The 13,637-nt window shown below is 72.2% G+C and carries 13 protein-coding genes; 6 read left to right on the top strand and 7 right to left on the bottom strand.

All coding sequences use genetic code 11. The features are described 5' to 3' along the window. Positions 1-11: 11 nt before the first annotated feature. Positions 12-1,115: a diacylglycerol/lipid kinase family protein gene (locus ACFQ2V_RS19155; protein ID WP_386054541.1), complete on the bottom strand. Its 1,104-nt coding sequence runs from the start codon at positions 1,113-1,115 to the stop codon at positions 12-14. 71 nt (positions 1,116-1,186) lie between these two features. On the opposite strand from ACFQ2V_RS19155, the gene ACFQ2V_RS19150 reads away from it, so the two are divergent. Both ACFQ2V_RS19150 and ACFQ2V_RS19145 read left to right on the top strand, forming a co-directional pair. Continuing rightward, positions 1,187-1,735, top strand: coding sequence for a DinB family protein (locus ACFQ2V_RS19150; RefSeq protein WP_386054540.1), 549 nt, complete (start codon positions 1,187-1,189; stop codon positions 1,733-1,735). Beyond that, positions 1,732-2,787 (top strand): Gfo/Idh/MocA family protein, encoded by a 1,056-nt coding sequence (locus tag ACFQ2V_RS19145; RefSeq protein ID WP_386054539.1) that lies wholly within the window; start codon positions 1,732-1,734, stop codon positions 2,785-2,787. Before ACFQ2V_RS19150 ends, ACFQ2V_RS19145 begins: the two co-directional genes overlap by 4 nt. 46 nt (positions 2,788-2,833) lie before the next feature. Here ACFQ2V_RS19145 and zwf read toward each other — a convergent pair whose 3' ends face one another. The 3 genes from zwf to ACFQ2V_RS19130 all read right to left on the bottom strand — a co-directional run bounded on the left by zwf (position 2,834) and on the right by ACFQ2V_RS19130 (position 6,750). Next, the gene (gene zwf, locus ACFQ2V_RS19140; RefSeq protein ID WP_386054538.1) at positions 2,834-4,267 is read right to left on the bottom strand and encodes a glucose-6-phosphate dehydrogenase; all 1,434 of its coding nucleotides are present in this window, start codon (positions 4,265-4,267) and stop codon (positions 2,834-2,836) included. Positions 4,268-4,345: 78 nt separating this feature from the next. Next, on the bottom strand, positions 4,346-4,999 hold the full coding sequence (locus tag ACFQ2V_RS19135; protein ID WP_386054537.1) for a hypothetical protein: 654 nt from the start codon (positions 4,997-4,999) through the stop codon (positions 4,346-4,348). A 92-nt stretch (positions 5,000-5,091) separates the two neighbouring features. Further along, positions 5,092-6,750: an ABC-F family ATP-binding cassette domain-containing protein gene (locus ACFQ2V_RS19130; RefSeq protein WP_386054536.1), complete on the bottom strand. Its 1,659-nt coding sequence runs from the start codon at positions 6,748-6,750 to the stop codon at positions 5,092-5,094. Positions 6,751-7,339: 589 nt separating this feature from the next. On the opposite strand from ACFQ2V_RS19130, the gene ACFQ2V_RS19125 reads away from it, so the two are divergent. The 4 genes from ACFQ2V_RS19125 (at position 7,340) to serS (ending at position 11,180) form a co-directional block, all read left to right on the top strand. Further along, a complete protein-coding gene (locus tag ACFQ2V_RS19125; protein ID WP_386054535.1) occupies positions 7,340-8,239 on the top strand; it encodes an ABC transporter ATP-binding protein in 900 nt (299 codons plus the stop codon). Next, on the top strand, positions 8,236-9,087 hold the full coding sequence (locus tag ACFQ2V_RS19120) for an ABC transporter permease (RefSeq protein ID WP_386054534.1): 852 nt from the start codon (positions 8,236-8,238) through the stop codon (positions 9,085-9,087). Before ACFQ2V_RS19125 ends, ACFQ2V_RS19120 begins: the two co-directional genes overlap by 4 nt. 137 nt (positions 9,088-9,224) lie before the next feature. Then, positions 9,225-9,785 carry a hypothetical protein gene (locus ACFQ2V_RS19115; protein ID WP_386054533.1) on the top strand — a complete coding sequence of 187 codons (561 nt, stop codon included), beginning with the start codon at positions 9,225-9,227 and terminating at the stop codon, positions 9,783-9,785. A gap of 69 nt (positions 9,786-9,854) precedes the next feature. Continuing rightward, positions 9,855-11,180, top strand: coding sequence for a serine--tRNA ligase (gene serS / locus ACFQ2V_RS19110; RefSeq protein ID WP_386054532.1), 1,326 nt, complete (start codon positions 9,855-9,857; stop codon positions 11,178-11,180). A 90-nt stretch (positions 11,181-11,270) separates the two neighbouring features. Here the strand turns inward: serS and ACFQ2V_RS19105 are convergent, their stop codons facing one another. The 3 genes from ACFQ2V_RS19105 to ACFQ2V_RS19095 form a co-directional block, all read right to left on the bottom strand. Next, positions 11,271-12,308 carry a Gfo/Idh/MocA family protein gene (locus tag ACFQ2V_RS19105; protein WP_386054531.1) on the bottom strand — a complete coding sequence of 346 codons (1,038 nt, stop codon included), beginning with the start codon at positions 12,306-12,308 and terminating at the stop codon, positions 11,271-11,273. Positions 12,309-12,355: 47 nt separating this feature from the next. Further along, entirely contained in the window at positions 12,356-13,096 is a 741-nt protein-coding gene (locus ACFQ2V_RS19100; RefSeq protein WP_386054530.1) for a GntR family transcriptional regulator, read from the bottom strand. A gap of 73 nt (positions 13,097-13,169) precedes the next feature. Continuing rightward, positions 13,170-13,583 carry a universal stress protein gene (locus ACFQ2V_RS19095; RefSeq protein ID WP_386054529.1) on the bottom strand — a complete coding sequence of 138 codons (414 nt, stop codon included), beginning with the start codon at positions 13,581-13,583 and terminating at the stop codon, positions 13,170-13,172. Positions 13,584-13,637: the final 54 nt, after the last annotated feature.

The following is a 13,637-nucleotide window of genomic DNA, read 5'->3' as shown; positions in this document are numbered from 1 at the left end:
GCCGGCGGTGTCTAGAGGCTGACGCGGACCGTCAGGGAGCCGGGGCGCACGTTCGCGGTCACCTCGGTGGCCTCGCCCACGACGTCACCGTCGATCTGCAGCGGCAGTGGCCGGTCGGCGCGCACCCGGATCTCCTTGCACACCTTGTGGTCCAGCGTGGGGTGACCCTTGCGGCGGCGGGTGGCGACCCGGGTCGCGACCGGCACCCACCCGACGACACCCTTCGGCGAGGCGATGACCGTGTCGAGCTGCCCGTCGTCCACGCGCGCGCTCGGCATCAGCACCAGCCCGCCGAGCAGCCGGCCGCAGTTGCCGATGACGACCATGCGCGCGCGGCGGCGGAACTCCATGTCGTCGTCGACCTTCACCGAGACGCGGAACTCCGGCGAGACGAGGTGCTTGAGGCCGGAGACCATGTAGGCCGGCCAGCCGACCTTGGCCTTCAGGTTCTCGTTGGTGCCGGCCATGATCTGCGCGTCCATGCCGACCCCGGCCATGACGACGAAGTAGTGCGTCTCGGGGGCGCCCGACTCGTCGGGAGCGTCGTCCATCGGGGCCGCCCCCACGACGAGCTCGCCGACGTCGATGCGCCGGTTGCGGCCGGTCAGCGCGACCGCGACCGCGCCCTCGAGGGCGACCGGGAGGTCGAGGTTGCGGGCCAGCAGGTTGCCCGTGCCGGCAGGCAGGATGCCGAGCGGCGTCTCGGTGCCGACGAGTGCGCTGGCGACGTTGCGCACCGTGCCGTCGCCGCCGAGGCTGCAGACGACGTCGACGCCGTCGCCGACGGCCTGGACCGCCTGGCCCCGGCCCGGGTCGTCGACCGTCGTCTCGTAGAAGAGCGGCTCGCCCCAGCCGTTGGCGAGGCACGTCTCGGTGATGCGCTCGCGGACACCCGGCAGGTCGGCGAACTTCGTCGGGTTGATGACGATGCCGGCCCGCTTGAGCGGGGCGCGCGACGCATCGTCTCCGGACCGGAAGTGGTCGCGCGGCGGACGGGGCCGGCGTCGCAGGGTCGCGGTCGTGTCCGGTGCGACGCGGTTCAGGACCAGCCCCCCGACGACCAGCACCAGCACGACGACGCCGGCGACGATCCACGGCAGGTAGTCCTTGAGCACGAAGACATACGCTATCCCGCGCGTCGGGCGCTCCCCGAATCGCCGCTGGACGGCGGCCCTAGGCTGGGCGCATGAGCGAGCCCCTCACCGACCCCGGGCCGTCGACTCCGGACGACTCGGACTGGACCTGGGTGCTGACCCGTCCGTGTTCGGACTGCGGCTTCGACGCACAGGGCGTCGACGTCGCCGACGCGCCGGCCCTCCTTCGCGACGCCGGGCAGCGGTATGCCGTCGCGCTGGGTCGCGACGACGTGCGCACCCGCCCGGCCGAGGGGGTCTGGTCACCGCTCGAGTACGTCTGCCACGTGCGCGACGTGTGCGACGTCATGCGAGGCCGGCTCGAGCAGATCCTCGACGGCGGCGGCGCGCTCGTGACCCTCGCCAACTGGGACCAGGACGCGACTGCCCTCGAGCGGCAGTACTGGCGCTCCGACCCCGACGTCGTCCGGCGCGAGGTGACGACGGCGTTCGAGGCCGCGGCGACGGCATACGCCCGTCCCTCGGGTACGCAGTGGGAGTGGCCGGCCCTGCGCAGCAACGGGTCGCAGTTCACGACCCGCACCCTCACGCTCTACTTCCTGCACGACATCCGACACCATCTCTGGGACGTGACTGCATGACTCTGCCCATCGACGTGACCCTCCAGCTGCCCGAGCCGCGCACGCCCGACCCGCACGACGCGCCCGCCATCCGCTGGGGCGTCCTCGCCCCGGGTGGCATCGCCCACGCCTTCGCCGACGCCGTCGCCGTGGGCACCGCCTCCTCGGTCGTCGCGGTCGGCTCGCGCAGCAAGGAGCGGGCGCAGGACTTCGCCGAAGAGTTCGGCATCGGCCGGGCCCACGGCAGCTACGAGGACCTCGTGGCCGACCCCGACGTCGACGCCGTCTATGTCGCCTCGCCGCACTCCGAGCACCGCGACCACGCCCTGCTCGCCATCGAGGCCGGCAAGCCGGTGCTCGTCGAGAAGGCGTTCACGCGCAGCGCCGCCGAGGCACGCGAGGTGCTCGCAGCGGCCGAGTCCCGCGGCCTGCTCGTCATGGAGGCGATGTGGAGCCGCTTCCTGCCGCACTACGACGTCGTGCGGCATGTCGTCGAGGCGGGGCTGCTCGGCGACCTCGTCGCGGTGTACGCCGACCACGGGCAGCACCTCTACCCCGACGGACCCGCCCGCCTCTCCCAGCCCGAGCTCGCAGGTGGCGCCCTGCTCGACCTCGGCGTCTACCCCGTCTCGTTCGCCGACGTCGTGCTGGGGGCGCCCGCCTCGGTCACCGCCGTCGCCACCCTCACCGACCTCGGGGTCGACGCGTCGTCGACGATCACCGTCACGGGTGCCGGCGGTGGCCACGGCGTGCTGACGTGCACCATGGCCGCTGCGACCCCGTGCGCGGCGGTCGTCGCAGGCACCGAGGCGCGGCTCGAGCTGTCCAGCACCTTCTACACGCCCGGTTCGTCGATCCGGCTCGTCAACCGCGCCGGCGACGTCGTCGACGAGCGAGACGGCGGCCTGCCCGACGACGTGCGCGGGTTCTCCTACGAGGCAGCAGAGTTCGCCCGTTGCCTGACCGCGGGCGAGCGCGAGTCCGCGCTCATGCCACACGCCGCGACGCTGAGGGTCATGGAGACGATGGACGAGGTGCGCCGGCAGACCGGGGTCGTCTACCCCGGCGAGTGACTGCCGGCGGCGTCAGCCGGTCAGCGGGCCGCGCCGGCCGGGGTGCTCAGGCGCCCGTGGCGTTCGGGTCGCGCCAGCGGCGCTCGAACGGCAGGCGCCAGGTGAACGGCGAGACGAGCTGGTGGATCTGGTTCGGGCCCCACGTGCCGGGGTCGTAGGGCCGCACGATCGGCGGGTTCTCGAGCAACGGCTGGCTGATCTCCCAGAGGCGCTCGATGCCCTCGGCCGACGTGAACAGCGTGCGGTCGCCGCGGGCGGCGTCGTAGATGAGCCGTTCGTAGGCCTCGAGCACGGACCCGGCCCAGTCGGTCTCCTGCACCGAGAACTGCATCGACAGCTTGTCGAGCTTCATGCCGGGGCCCGGCCGCTTGCCGTAGAACGACAGCGACATCCGCGACTTGTCGGCGAGGTCGAAGGTGAGGTGGTCGGGGCCGTTGTCGCCGACGCCCGACGCCGGCGGGAACATCGACCGCGGCGGCTCCTTGAAGGCGATCGAGATGATCCGGGCACCCTCGGCCAGCCGCTTGCCGGTGCGCAGGAAGAAGGGCACGCCGGCCCAGCGCCAGTTGTCGACGAAGCACTTGAGCGCGACGAACGTCTCGGTCTGGCTGTCGGCCCTGACCCCCGGCTCGTCGCGGTAGCCGACGTACTGGCCGCGGACGACGTCGTGCGGCTCGATCGCCGCCATCGACCGGAAGACCTTGTTCTTCTCCTCGCTGATGGCGTGCGGCTCGAGTGCTGTCGGCGGCTCCATCGCGGTGAACGCGAGCACCTGGAAGAGGTGCGTGACGACCATGTCGCGGTAGGCGCCGGTGCTCTCGTAGAAGTCGGCGCGCTGGGCCAGACCGAGCGTCTCGGGCACGTCGATCTGGATGTGGTCGATGTGGTTGCGGTGCCAGATCGGCTCGAACAGGCCGTTGGCGAACCGGAACGCGAGGATGTTCTGGGCCGCCTCCTTGCCGAGGAAGTGGTCGATGCGGAAGATCTGCTCCTCGTTGAAGACCTCGTGCAGCTCGGCGTTGAGGGCCTTGGCGCTCTGGAGGTCGGTCCCGAAGGGCTTCTCCATGATGATGCGGCTGCGCTCGACGAGGCCGGCCTCCTCGAGCTGGCGCACGACGGCGAGCGCCGCCTTCGGTGGCACGGAGAGGTAGTGCAGACGCCAGGCGTCCGGGCCCAGGATCTTCTCCGACTCGTCGACCGCAGCCCGGATGCCTTGCGGCCCAGCCGAACCCGGCACCCAATGGATGCGGTCGGCGAACTCGCGCAGGTCGTCGTCGGTGACGTCGTGGCTCGAGTGCTCACGGATCGAGGCGAAGACGAGGTCGAGGAACTCGTCACGGCTCAGCTCGTCGAGCGAGGTCGCGACGACCCGGAGCCCCTCGAGCAGCTGCGACTCGTGCAGGTGGAGCATGCCGGGAAGGAGCTTGCGCTTCGCGAGGTCTCCGGTGGCGCCGAAGAGGACGACTGTCGTTGCAGGCATGTGCCCAGCGTTGCGCAAAACTCGTGCCCGCGGGAGGTGCGGGGCAGGTGAGCGCCGGCGCGCAGCGTCCCAGGCCGCTCAGGCGTGCGGGGGCTGCTCCGACGAGACCTCGTCGGGCGCCGGATCCACTGCGCCGGTCTGCCGGCCCCGCACCTCGAGGCGGATGGCCTCGAGCGCCTCGCACAGGGGAGCAGGGTCGACGGCGAGGTTGAACGGCAGTGCGATCCCGTCCGGGCCGACGGTGCCGAGCGCGTACAGCCGCGACCCACGTCGCTCGGGCTCGCGACGGGCCTGCGACCAGGCCCGCGCGCTGGCCTCGTCGACGACGATGGTCGCCACCGTGTGCGAGCTGTGCCCCGTGCGGTGCTGCTGTGTCCTGAAGCCGCTGACGTGCGCCCAGGGCACGACCTTGCCGAGGACGTGCACGCCCTCGTCGTCGACGACGAGCGCCGGTGTGCCTCGACGCACCTGGCCGCAGCCCATGCCGAACAGCACGAGCCCGACACCGAGGCTCACGGTGCCGTAGACGGCCGCCCCGTCGGTGGTGCCGGTGCCCGGCGACAGCAGTCCCACGGCGATGCCGACGAGCCAGCCCCCGCAGACGAGCAGGAGCAGGCCCAGCCCGAGGTACACCCCCGCCATGAGCCGGCTGAACCGCACCTCGGCGCGCCTCTCGCGACGGAACGCCGCGACGAGACGGCTGACCTGAAGACCCCTGCGCAGACCGCTCATGGTGCCCGATTGTGCCGGACCGTCCGCATCGGCCGGGCGCCGGCCCGAGGCCCGGAGCCCGCCCCGGTGGCCCGGGCCGAGCGTCCCTGCAGTCACAGCACGGTCACGTCCACGCGTCCGTGGCCGACCGTCCACCGGTGGGTCAGCCGTATGCCGGCGAGCAGCGTCTCGTCGTGGCTGACGATGAGCACGGTTCCCCCGAACGCCGCCACGGCGGCCTCGAGCTGCTCGATCGCATCGACGTCGAGGTGGTTGGTCGGCTCGTCGAGCACGAGCACGTTGACCTCGCGACCCTGGAAGAGCGCCATCAGCGCACGCGTCCGCTCACCCATCGACAGGCTGCGAGCGGGACGGCCGACGTGCTCGGAGCCGAGGCCGAACTTCGCGAGCAGCGTGCGCACCTCGGCCTGCGGCCACTCGTCGCCCGCGGTCGGGTGCGGGCCCAGCTCGCGACGCACGACGTCCAGCACGGTCGCGTCGTCGTCGAGCAACGCACGCCTCTGGTCGATGACGCCGACCGACACCCGCGTGCCGAGCGTGTGCCGTCCGGCCGTGAGGGGCAGGTCGCCGAGCAGTGCCGCGAGCAGCGTCGTCTTGCCGCTGCCGTTCTCGCCGGCGAGGGCGACGCGGTCACCGCGACCGACGCCGAGGCTCACCGGCCCCAGCCGGAACCCGTGCCGCTCGACCACGGCGTCCGACAGGGTCGCGACGACGTCGGCGGACGGGCGGCCTTCCGTGATCGTGTAGCGCAGCTGCCACTCCTTGCGGGGCTGCTCGACGACCGAGACCCGCCCGGCGGCGCGCTCGAGACGGGCGCCCTTGGCCGCCTGCCGGTCGGCGCGGGCACGGTGCTTCTCCCGGATGTGCTTGTCGCCCTCCTTGGTCGCCTTGAAACCGGTGCGGCCCTTGACCGCCCACTCGGCGCGTTGGCGGGACTGAGCGAGCAGGCCGTCGCGTTCGGCGGCATACCCGGTGTACGCGTCCCACGCCTGTGACCGGGCGAGCTCACGCTGCTCGACGTACGCGCTCCAGCCACCGGTGTAGTGGGCGATGCGCTGCTGCTTGGCGTCGAGCTCGAGGACGCTCGTCGCGACCTCGTCGAGGAACCTTCGGTCGTGGCTCGCGATGAGAACCGGCCCGGTGTGCGAGCGCACGAACTCGGCCATCGTCTCGAGGCCGCGGGCGTCGAGGTCGTTGGTCGGCTCGTCGAGCAGCAGCACGTCGTAGCGGCTGAGCAGGACCGCGACGAGGCACGCCCGCGCGGCCTGGCCGCCCGAGAGCGTGCCGAGCGGACGGTCGGGGGCGACCTCCAGTCCGACCTTCGCCGCCACCTCGGGGAGCCGCTCGTCGAGGTCGGCCGCACCGAGCGCGAGCCAGCGCTCGAGGGCGAGGGAGTAGCGGTCGTCGCTGCCGGGGAGGCCGTCGGCGACGGCAGCCGAGGCCGCCTCCAGCTCGGTGTCGGCCGCCGTGACCCCCGTGCGGCGCCGGGCGTACGCGAGGAGCGTCTCGTTCGAGTCGGGCACGACCTGCGGCAGCCAGGCCACGGTGGCGTCGCGCGGGGCGAGCCGGATGGAACCGCCGTCGGCCGCGAGGTCGCCGACGATCGTGCGCATCAGCGTCGACTTGCCGCAGCCGTTGGGGCCCACGACCGCCGTGACGTCACCGTCGGCGAGCGTCAGGTCGAGGCCGGAGAAGAGGGTGCGCGCGCCGAAGGCGACGTCGAGCCCGGAGAGGGTCAGGGTGGAAGACATGGGCGAGGTCCTTGATGGTCGGCAGGGCCCCGCGGCGTGACGTCAGCTCGTGGGTGACAGGTCAGGGCGCGGGCGGGCTCGAGGCATCAGGAGATCCACACGGGCAGGACCGTATGCCGTGCGGCGCCGCCCCGTCCACCGACTTTTCGAGGTTCGTCGCTCAGGCGAGGCCGGCGTCGTGGACGACGCTCGCGCTCGGTGAGAGCGGTGAGGCGCGCCTCGGCCGTCGCACGGCGGGTGCCCTCCGCACGCGACAGGCCGCCGGGGACGCCCGCGACGTGCGACGACCGCGACCGGCAGCGGCCAGCGACGGCGACCGTGCAGCAGCGCCGTCGCGACGAGGCCGAACCCGAGGTCGACGAGCAGCCAGTCCCTGCCGAAACGCCTCGTCACGTGCGGCGTAGGCAGCGAACGCGCCGGACGGCATACGACCAGGGGCTGCTCTCGACGCGCCCGGCCGCGACTTCCGGCGTACGGACCCTGAGCGTGGACCCTGACTCCGGTCAGGGTCGCCTACGACCTTGGTAGGGGTCGGAATCAGGCTTGTGACGGATGCGCGACCGATCGGGTCTCCGAGAGGGTTGGGCCCATGATCACAGTGGAACGACTCACCAAGCGCTACGGCCCCTTCACGGCCGTCGACGACGTCTCGTTCGAGGTGAAGCCGGGTCTCGTCACCGGCTTCCTCGGGCCGAACGGTGCCGGCAAGACGACCGCGATGCGCGTCATGTCCGGCCTGACTCCCGCGACCTCGGGCCGGGCCACGGTGCTCGGCAAGCCGTATGCCGCCCTGCCGAACCCGGGCCGCCACGTCGGCCTCCTCCTCGACGCCTCCGCGCAGCACGCCGGCCGCACGGGTCGCGAGGTCCTCACGCTGGGCGCCATCCTCATGGGCGCGGGCAGGCACCGCGTCGACGAGATGGTCGAGCTCGTCGGCCTCACCGAGAAGGAGGCCAACCGCCGGGTCCGCAACTACTCCCTCGGCATGCGTCAGCGCCTCGGCATCGCCCACGCGCTCCTCGGTGACCCCGAGGTGCTCATCCTCGACGAGCCGGCCAACGGCCTCGACCCGGCCGGCATCCGCTGGATGCGCGACCTGCTGCGCGGCTACGCCAACGAGGGCGGCACGGTCCTGCTCAGCTCGCACCTACTCAACGAGATCGAGCGCGTCGCCGACGAGATCATCGTCATCGGCCACGGCAAGATCGTCGCCCAGGGCACCAAGGACGAGCTGCTCGCCGGCGCCGGCACCTACACGCGCTCGACCGACGACGACGGGCTGCTGGGCGCCCTCGCCGCCGCGTCGATCGTCGCCCAGCGCACCCCGACCGGTGGCCTGCAGGTCGACGCCGAGCCCATCGAGGTCGGCCGGGTCGCGGCCGCCCACCAGATCGTCCTGACCGAGCTGCGCGGTGGCGACAGCCGGGGTCTCGAGGAGATGTTCCTCGACCTCACGGCGGACGCCGCCCGAGAGGAGGTGGCGGCATGACCACCACGACGACGTCCGCCACGGCCTCCGTGGCACCCACCTCGCCGAACGCCGAGTCCACGCTCCCGGCCACGGCCAAGGTGCCGTCGCGCATCGCCGGACCGCGACCCACCACGGGCGTGCCGTTCACGCGGCTCGTGCACGTCGAGCTTCGCAAGATGCTCGACACCCGGGCCGGCCGTTGGCTGCTCATCGGCATCGCGGCCATCATCGCGACCGCCCTGACGATCATGTTCTTCAACGAGGGTGGCCAGCACTCGTTCGAGGAGTACCTCCAGGCGACGACGATGCCGATGGCGATCATCCTCCCGGTCGTCGGCATCCTCGCCGTCACGTCCGAGTGGAGCCAGCGCACCGGTCTCGTGACGTTCGGGCTCGAGCCGCGCCGCATGCGGGTCGCGTGGGCCAAGCTGCTCTCGGCCCTCACCGTCGGCGTCGCGGCGTTCGCCCTCGCGCTGGCGCTCGCGGGCATCGCCCACCAGGCGGCCATCACCTTCCGCGGCATCACGGCCGACTGGGGCATCGACGGCCTCGTGCTCCTCGGCGCCGGCGGCTACGTGCTGCTCGGCATCGCGCAGGGTGTCGGCTTCGGCATGCTCTTCAAGAACACGCCTGCCGCCATCGTCGTCTACTTCATCCTCCCCACCGCCTGGTCGATCCTCGGCTCGATGGTCTCGTGGCTCGAGTCGGCCGCCGCGTGGCTCGACATGCAGCACACGATGCAACCGCTCTTCTCGGGCTCGTTGACGGGCGAGCAGTGGGCCCAGCTCGGCACGTCGGTCAGCCTGTGGGTCGTGCTCCCTCTCGCCTTGGGCATCTGGCGCCTGACCCGCGCCGAGGTGAAGTAGCCACACCCCCAACCGTCAAGACGCACAACAGGTGGCCTCGACGGTGAAGGAGCGGTGAGGAACACGAGGTGAGCCGTGCGCCCGGCGGGGGGCGCACGGCATACCTCTGCGGGTGGCCGGCGGCCTAGAGTCGGGGGATGAGTCGCGACCGCCCCGTTGAGGCGGGGTCGCGGCTGCTCGAGGTGCGGGCCCTCGTGGCGCTGGTGGCGCTCGGGGCACTCGGTGGGTGCACGTCCGCGGGGGCGCGACCGTCGGTCCCGACCGTGGCCGAGTCGGGCGTGGTGGTGACGCCCGAGGTGTCGCTGACGCCGATCGACCCCGGCCCGGCGCCGAGGCTCGAGGTGCCCGCCCAGGGGCCCGGAGAGGTGGCCCGGGTCGTCGTGCGGAGAACGGGCAAGGGCCAGTCCTTCCGCAACGTCCCCGGCGTGCCGGTCGCGGCCGGCCGCACCTACATCGTGGAGGTCGCGTGCTCGGCCCGGCGACCCACGGATACGTCCGCCGGCACGAGCTATGCGGTCTACGACGCGGCGCCGGGCACGTGGGGGCACGGCGAGCCGCTCTACTCGCGGCCCTTCCCGTGCGACGGGACGGTGCAGCGCACTGCCGACCTCGGCCTGCCGACCGGGCGGGTCCAGATCGACGTGCGTGGCCTGCCCGCCGACGCCGTCGCCGCCTATGCGCTCATCCGGCCGGAGTGAGCTCCCGGGCCTGGTCTCGGGCCGGATCTCGGTCGAGGCGCACCGGCGGGCGCCGTTAGGCTGGCCCGCGTGATCGACATCAAGCTCGTGCGCGACGAACCCGACCGGGTCCGCGCCTCGCAACAGGCCCGCGGTGAGGACCCGGGGATCGTGGACGCGATCCTCGCTGCCGACGAGCGTCGCCGATCGTCCCTGGGCGAGTTCGAGTCGCTGCGCGCCGAGCAGAAGACCGTCAGCAGGTCGGTCGGCGCCGCGATGGGCGCGTTCCAGAAGGCGAAGAAGGCCGGTGCCGCCGACGCCGCCGAGCTCGAGAAGGCCGCCCACGACGCCCGCACGAAGGCCGCCGCCCTGAGCGAACAGGTCAAGGCACTCGAGTCGACGGCCGACGAGGCGACCTCGGAGCTCGACGTCCTGCTGCGCAAGGTCGGCAACGTCATCATCGACGGCGTGCCGGTCGGCGGCGAGGACGACTACGTCGTTCTCGAGACCGTCGGCGCCCCAAGGGACTTCGCCGCCGAGGGCTTCGAGCCGCTCGACCACCTCGCGCTCGGCGAGAAGCTCGGCGCCATCGACATGGAGCGCGGCGCCAAGGTCGGCGGCGCACGGTTCTACTACCTCACCGGCGTCGGCGCGATGCTCGAGCTGGCCCTGCTCAACATGGCCATGGCCCAGGCCACGGCTGCCGGCTTCACCCCGATGATCACGCCCACGCTGGCGCGCCCCGAGGTCATGGTCGGCGCCGGCTTCATGGACGCGCACGCCGAGGAGGTCTACCACCTCGAGGCCGACGACCTCTACCTCACCGGCACGTCGGAGGTCGCGCTCGCCGGCTACCACTCCGATGAGATCATCGACCTGAGCGACGGTCCGAAGCGGTATGCGGGGTGGTCCGCCTGCTACCGCCGCGAGGCCGGGTCGCACGGCAAGGACACCCGGGGCATCATCCGCGTGCACCAGTTCCACAAGGTCGAGATGTTCAGCTACTGCCGTCCCGAGGACGCCGAGGCGGAGCACCAGCGCCTGCTCGACTGGGAGCGCGAGATGCTCGGCAAGATCGAGGTGCCCTACCGCATCATCGACACGGCGGCCGGCGACCTCGGTGGTCCCGCCGCGCGCAAGTTCGACTGCGAGGCGTGGGTGCCCACCCAGGGCAAGTACCGCGAGCTGACCTCGACGTCGAACTGCACGACGTTCCAGGCGCGCCGGCTCAACACGCGCGAGCGCGACCCGAACGGTTCGGGCACCCGCGCCGTGGCGACGCTCAACGGCACGCTGGGCACGACCCGCTGGCTCGTCGCGATCCTCGAGAACCACCAGCAGCCCGACGGTTCGGTCGTGGTCCCCGAGGCCCTGCGCCCCTTCCTCGGACTGGACGTCCTCAAGCCCCTCACCTGAGATCGAAAGAGCACTCCGTCACCTGACGCACTGCTCTTTGGGTCGGAAGGGTGGGCTCCTGCACTCCGATGGGAGAGCGATCCGTCCGGGCTAGGCGTAGGTGACGCCGAGCTGGGTGGCGACCTCGTCGAGGGCCCTCAGGTTGTGCTGGACGGCCTCGGCCGGGTGCAGGGGAGACTCGAGCAGGCCGTCGCCGATGCAGCGGGCGGCCTCGACCGCGGAGTGGTGCAGCGCGCCGTGACCGATCGGCTCGGGGTCGGTCCAGGTGACCGAGCGCGAGCCGTCGGCCGAGGTGACGACGACGTCGCCGGGCATGAAGAACGGACCGGGCAGTGTCAGCGTCGCCGCCGTGCCCGCGATCGTCGCGGCCGTGGGCGTACGCGTGAGCAGCGTCGAGTGCAGCACGCTCGTCGCCTCTACGGCGTGGGTCAGCACCATCGCCGCCTGGCCGTTGACGCCCGACGGGGTCATCGACCCGGCGGCCTGTACACGGGTGGCCGGCCCGAGCGCCCACGTGGCGAGAGTCGTGACGTAGGTGCCGAGGTCGAGCAGCGAACCGCCGGCCATCGCCGGGTCGAGGATGCGGTGCGGCGGGTCGAAGTGCTCGCCGTGGTCGGCCAGCACCGTGTGCACCTCGCCCAGCAGTCCCGCCTCCAGCACCTGCCGGACGACGTCGAAGCGCGGCAGGAAGAGCGTCCACATCGCCTCCATGCAGAAGACGCCCGCCGCACGCGCTGCAGCCGAGATCTCCTGTGCCTCAGCGGCATTCAGTCCGATCGGCTTCTCGACGAGAACGTGCTTTCCCGCCGCGACCGCGGCCAGCGCCCCTGCCCGGTGCAGGTGATGCGGTGTCGCGACGTAGACGACGTCGACGTCGGGGTCGGAGACGAGGTCGGCGATTGAACCGAGTGCTCTCTCGATCGAGTGGGTGGCGGCGAAGGCGTCGGCGGTCTGCTGGGTGCGCGACCCGACCGCCATCACCCGCTGGGTCGTCGACGCCTGCAGCGACGCGACGAACCGCGAGGCGATCCACCCCGTGCCGAGCACGCCCCAGCGGAGCGACGGGACGGAGTCGGCGGACGGGCGGCGTGGCGCGGGGAGGACGTCGGGCAGCGACAGGGACGTCACGGCATACCTTCTCGGGTGTCGGGCGCCGCGGTGGGTCGGGGCGCGGGTCAGCGCTCGTCGAGCATGACCTCGATGGAGTAGTCCTGGGCGCGGTAGCAGTGGTCGCCGTACTCGACGGGCCCGCCGACCGCGTCGAAGGCGGTGCGCGTCATCGTCAGCACGGGCTGCGAGGGCGTGAGGTCCAGGTGCTTGCGCTCCGCCGCCGACGGCTGGCGGGCGCCGATGCGCTGGTGCGCGACGACCGGCTTGCCGCCTCGCGTGCGCAGCATCGCGTAGAGGCCGTCCCTCTCGAGGTCGGACCGGGTGATGTCGGAGTAGGCGGGCGGCAGCCAGTTGCGCAGGATCGCGAGCGGCTGGTCGCCGTTGCGCCGCAGCCGCACGAGGTGCAGCAGCGGGGTGTCGATCGGCAGGCCGAGCGCGGTCGCCGCGACCTCGTCGGTGGTCACCTCGTGCGTCAGCACCTCGGTGCGCGGATCGCCGGTGCCCTCGCGCCGCAGGTCGTCGAAGAGGCTCGTCAGCTCGGCGCGCCGGTGGATCTGCCGCCCGGCGACGGTGGTGCCGAGACCACGTCGCCGGAGCAGCAGGCCCTGTGCCACGAGCTCCTGGATCGCCCGCCGGACGGTCGGCCGCGAGAGGCCGAGCCGTTCGGCCATGGCGACCTCGTTCTCGAACGCGTCGCCGGGCTGCAGCGTCCCGCTGCCGATCGCCGCACTCAGCTGCTCGGCCAGCTGGTGGTAGAGCGGGACCGGCGTCTCGCGGTCGATGCGGACGTCAACGGGCTTGGACATGGGCGCAGACTAGCCAGTCGGTCCGAACATGTCCGCATCTGCTCATGTCAGTACCTTTCCGCGCGCTGGGTGCTCACCTCGGGCTCTTGACGACGAGCACCGGCACGTCGGCGTCGAGGATGATGTTCTGCGCCACGCTGCCGAGGAACGCCTTGCCCATCGGCGAGCGCCGGCGCGCCCCGATGACGAGCACGTCGGGAGCGAGCTCCCCGACGGCCGCGAGGATCGCCCCGGAGACGTCGGCGATCTCGCGTCCGCCGGCGACGAGCCGCACGTCCCAGCGCAGGTCGGGTAGGGCGACCGCCGCGAGGGCCTTCTCGATGGCGTCCGAGATCCCGGCCTTGTTGGCCTCCGCGATGTCGTTGTCGAGCGACTCGACGACGTGGACGACGACGAGGTCCGTCGCGCGGTAGGCCGCCTGGCGGGCCCCTTCCTGCAGGGCGAGGTCGCTCGAGCTGCGGGTGTGGTGGGCGACAGCGACGCTCATGACGTCACCTCGTTCATTTCTGCAGCTCGTGGGAGAGCTCTGCGAGCTCGTCCC

The organism is Terrabacter terrigena, from assembly GCF_042676085.1.
Classification (GTDB): Bacteria; Actinomycetota; Actinomycetes; order Actinomycetales; family Dermatophilaceae; genus Terrabacter; species Terrabacter terrigena.
Note: the sequence above shows the minus strand (reverse complement) of the source record. Positions and strands in the feature narration are given on the sequence as shown.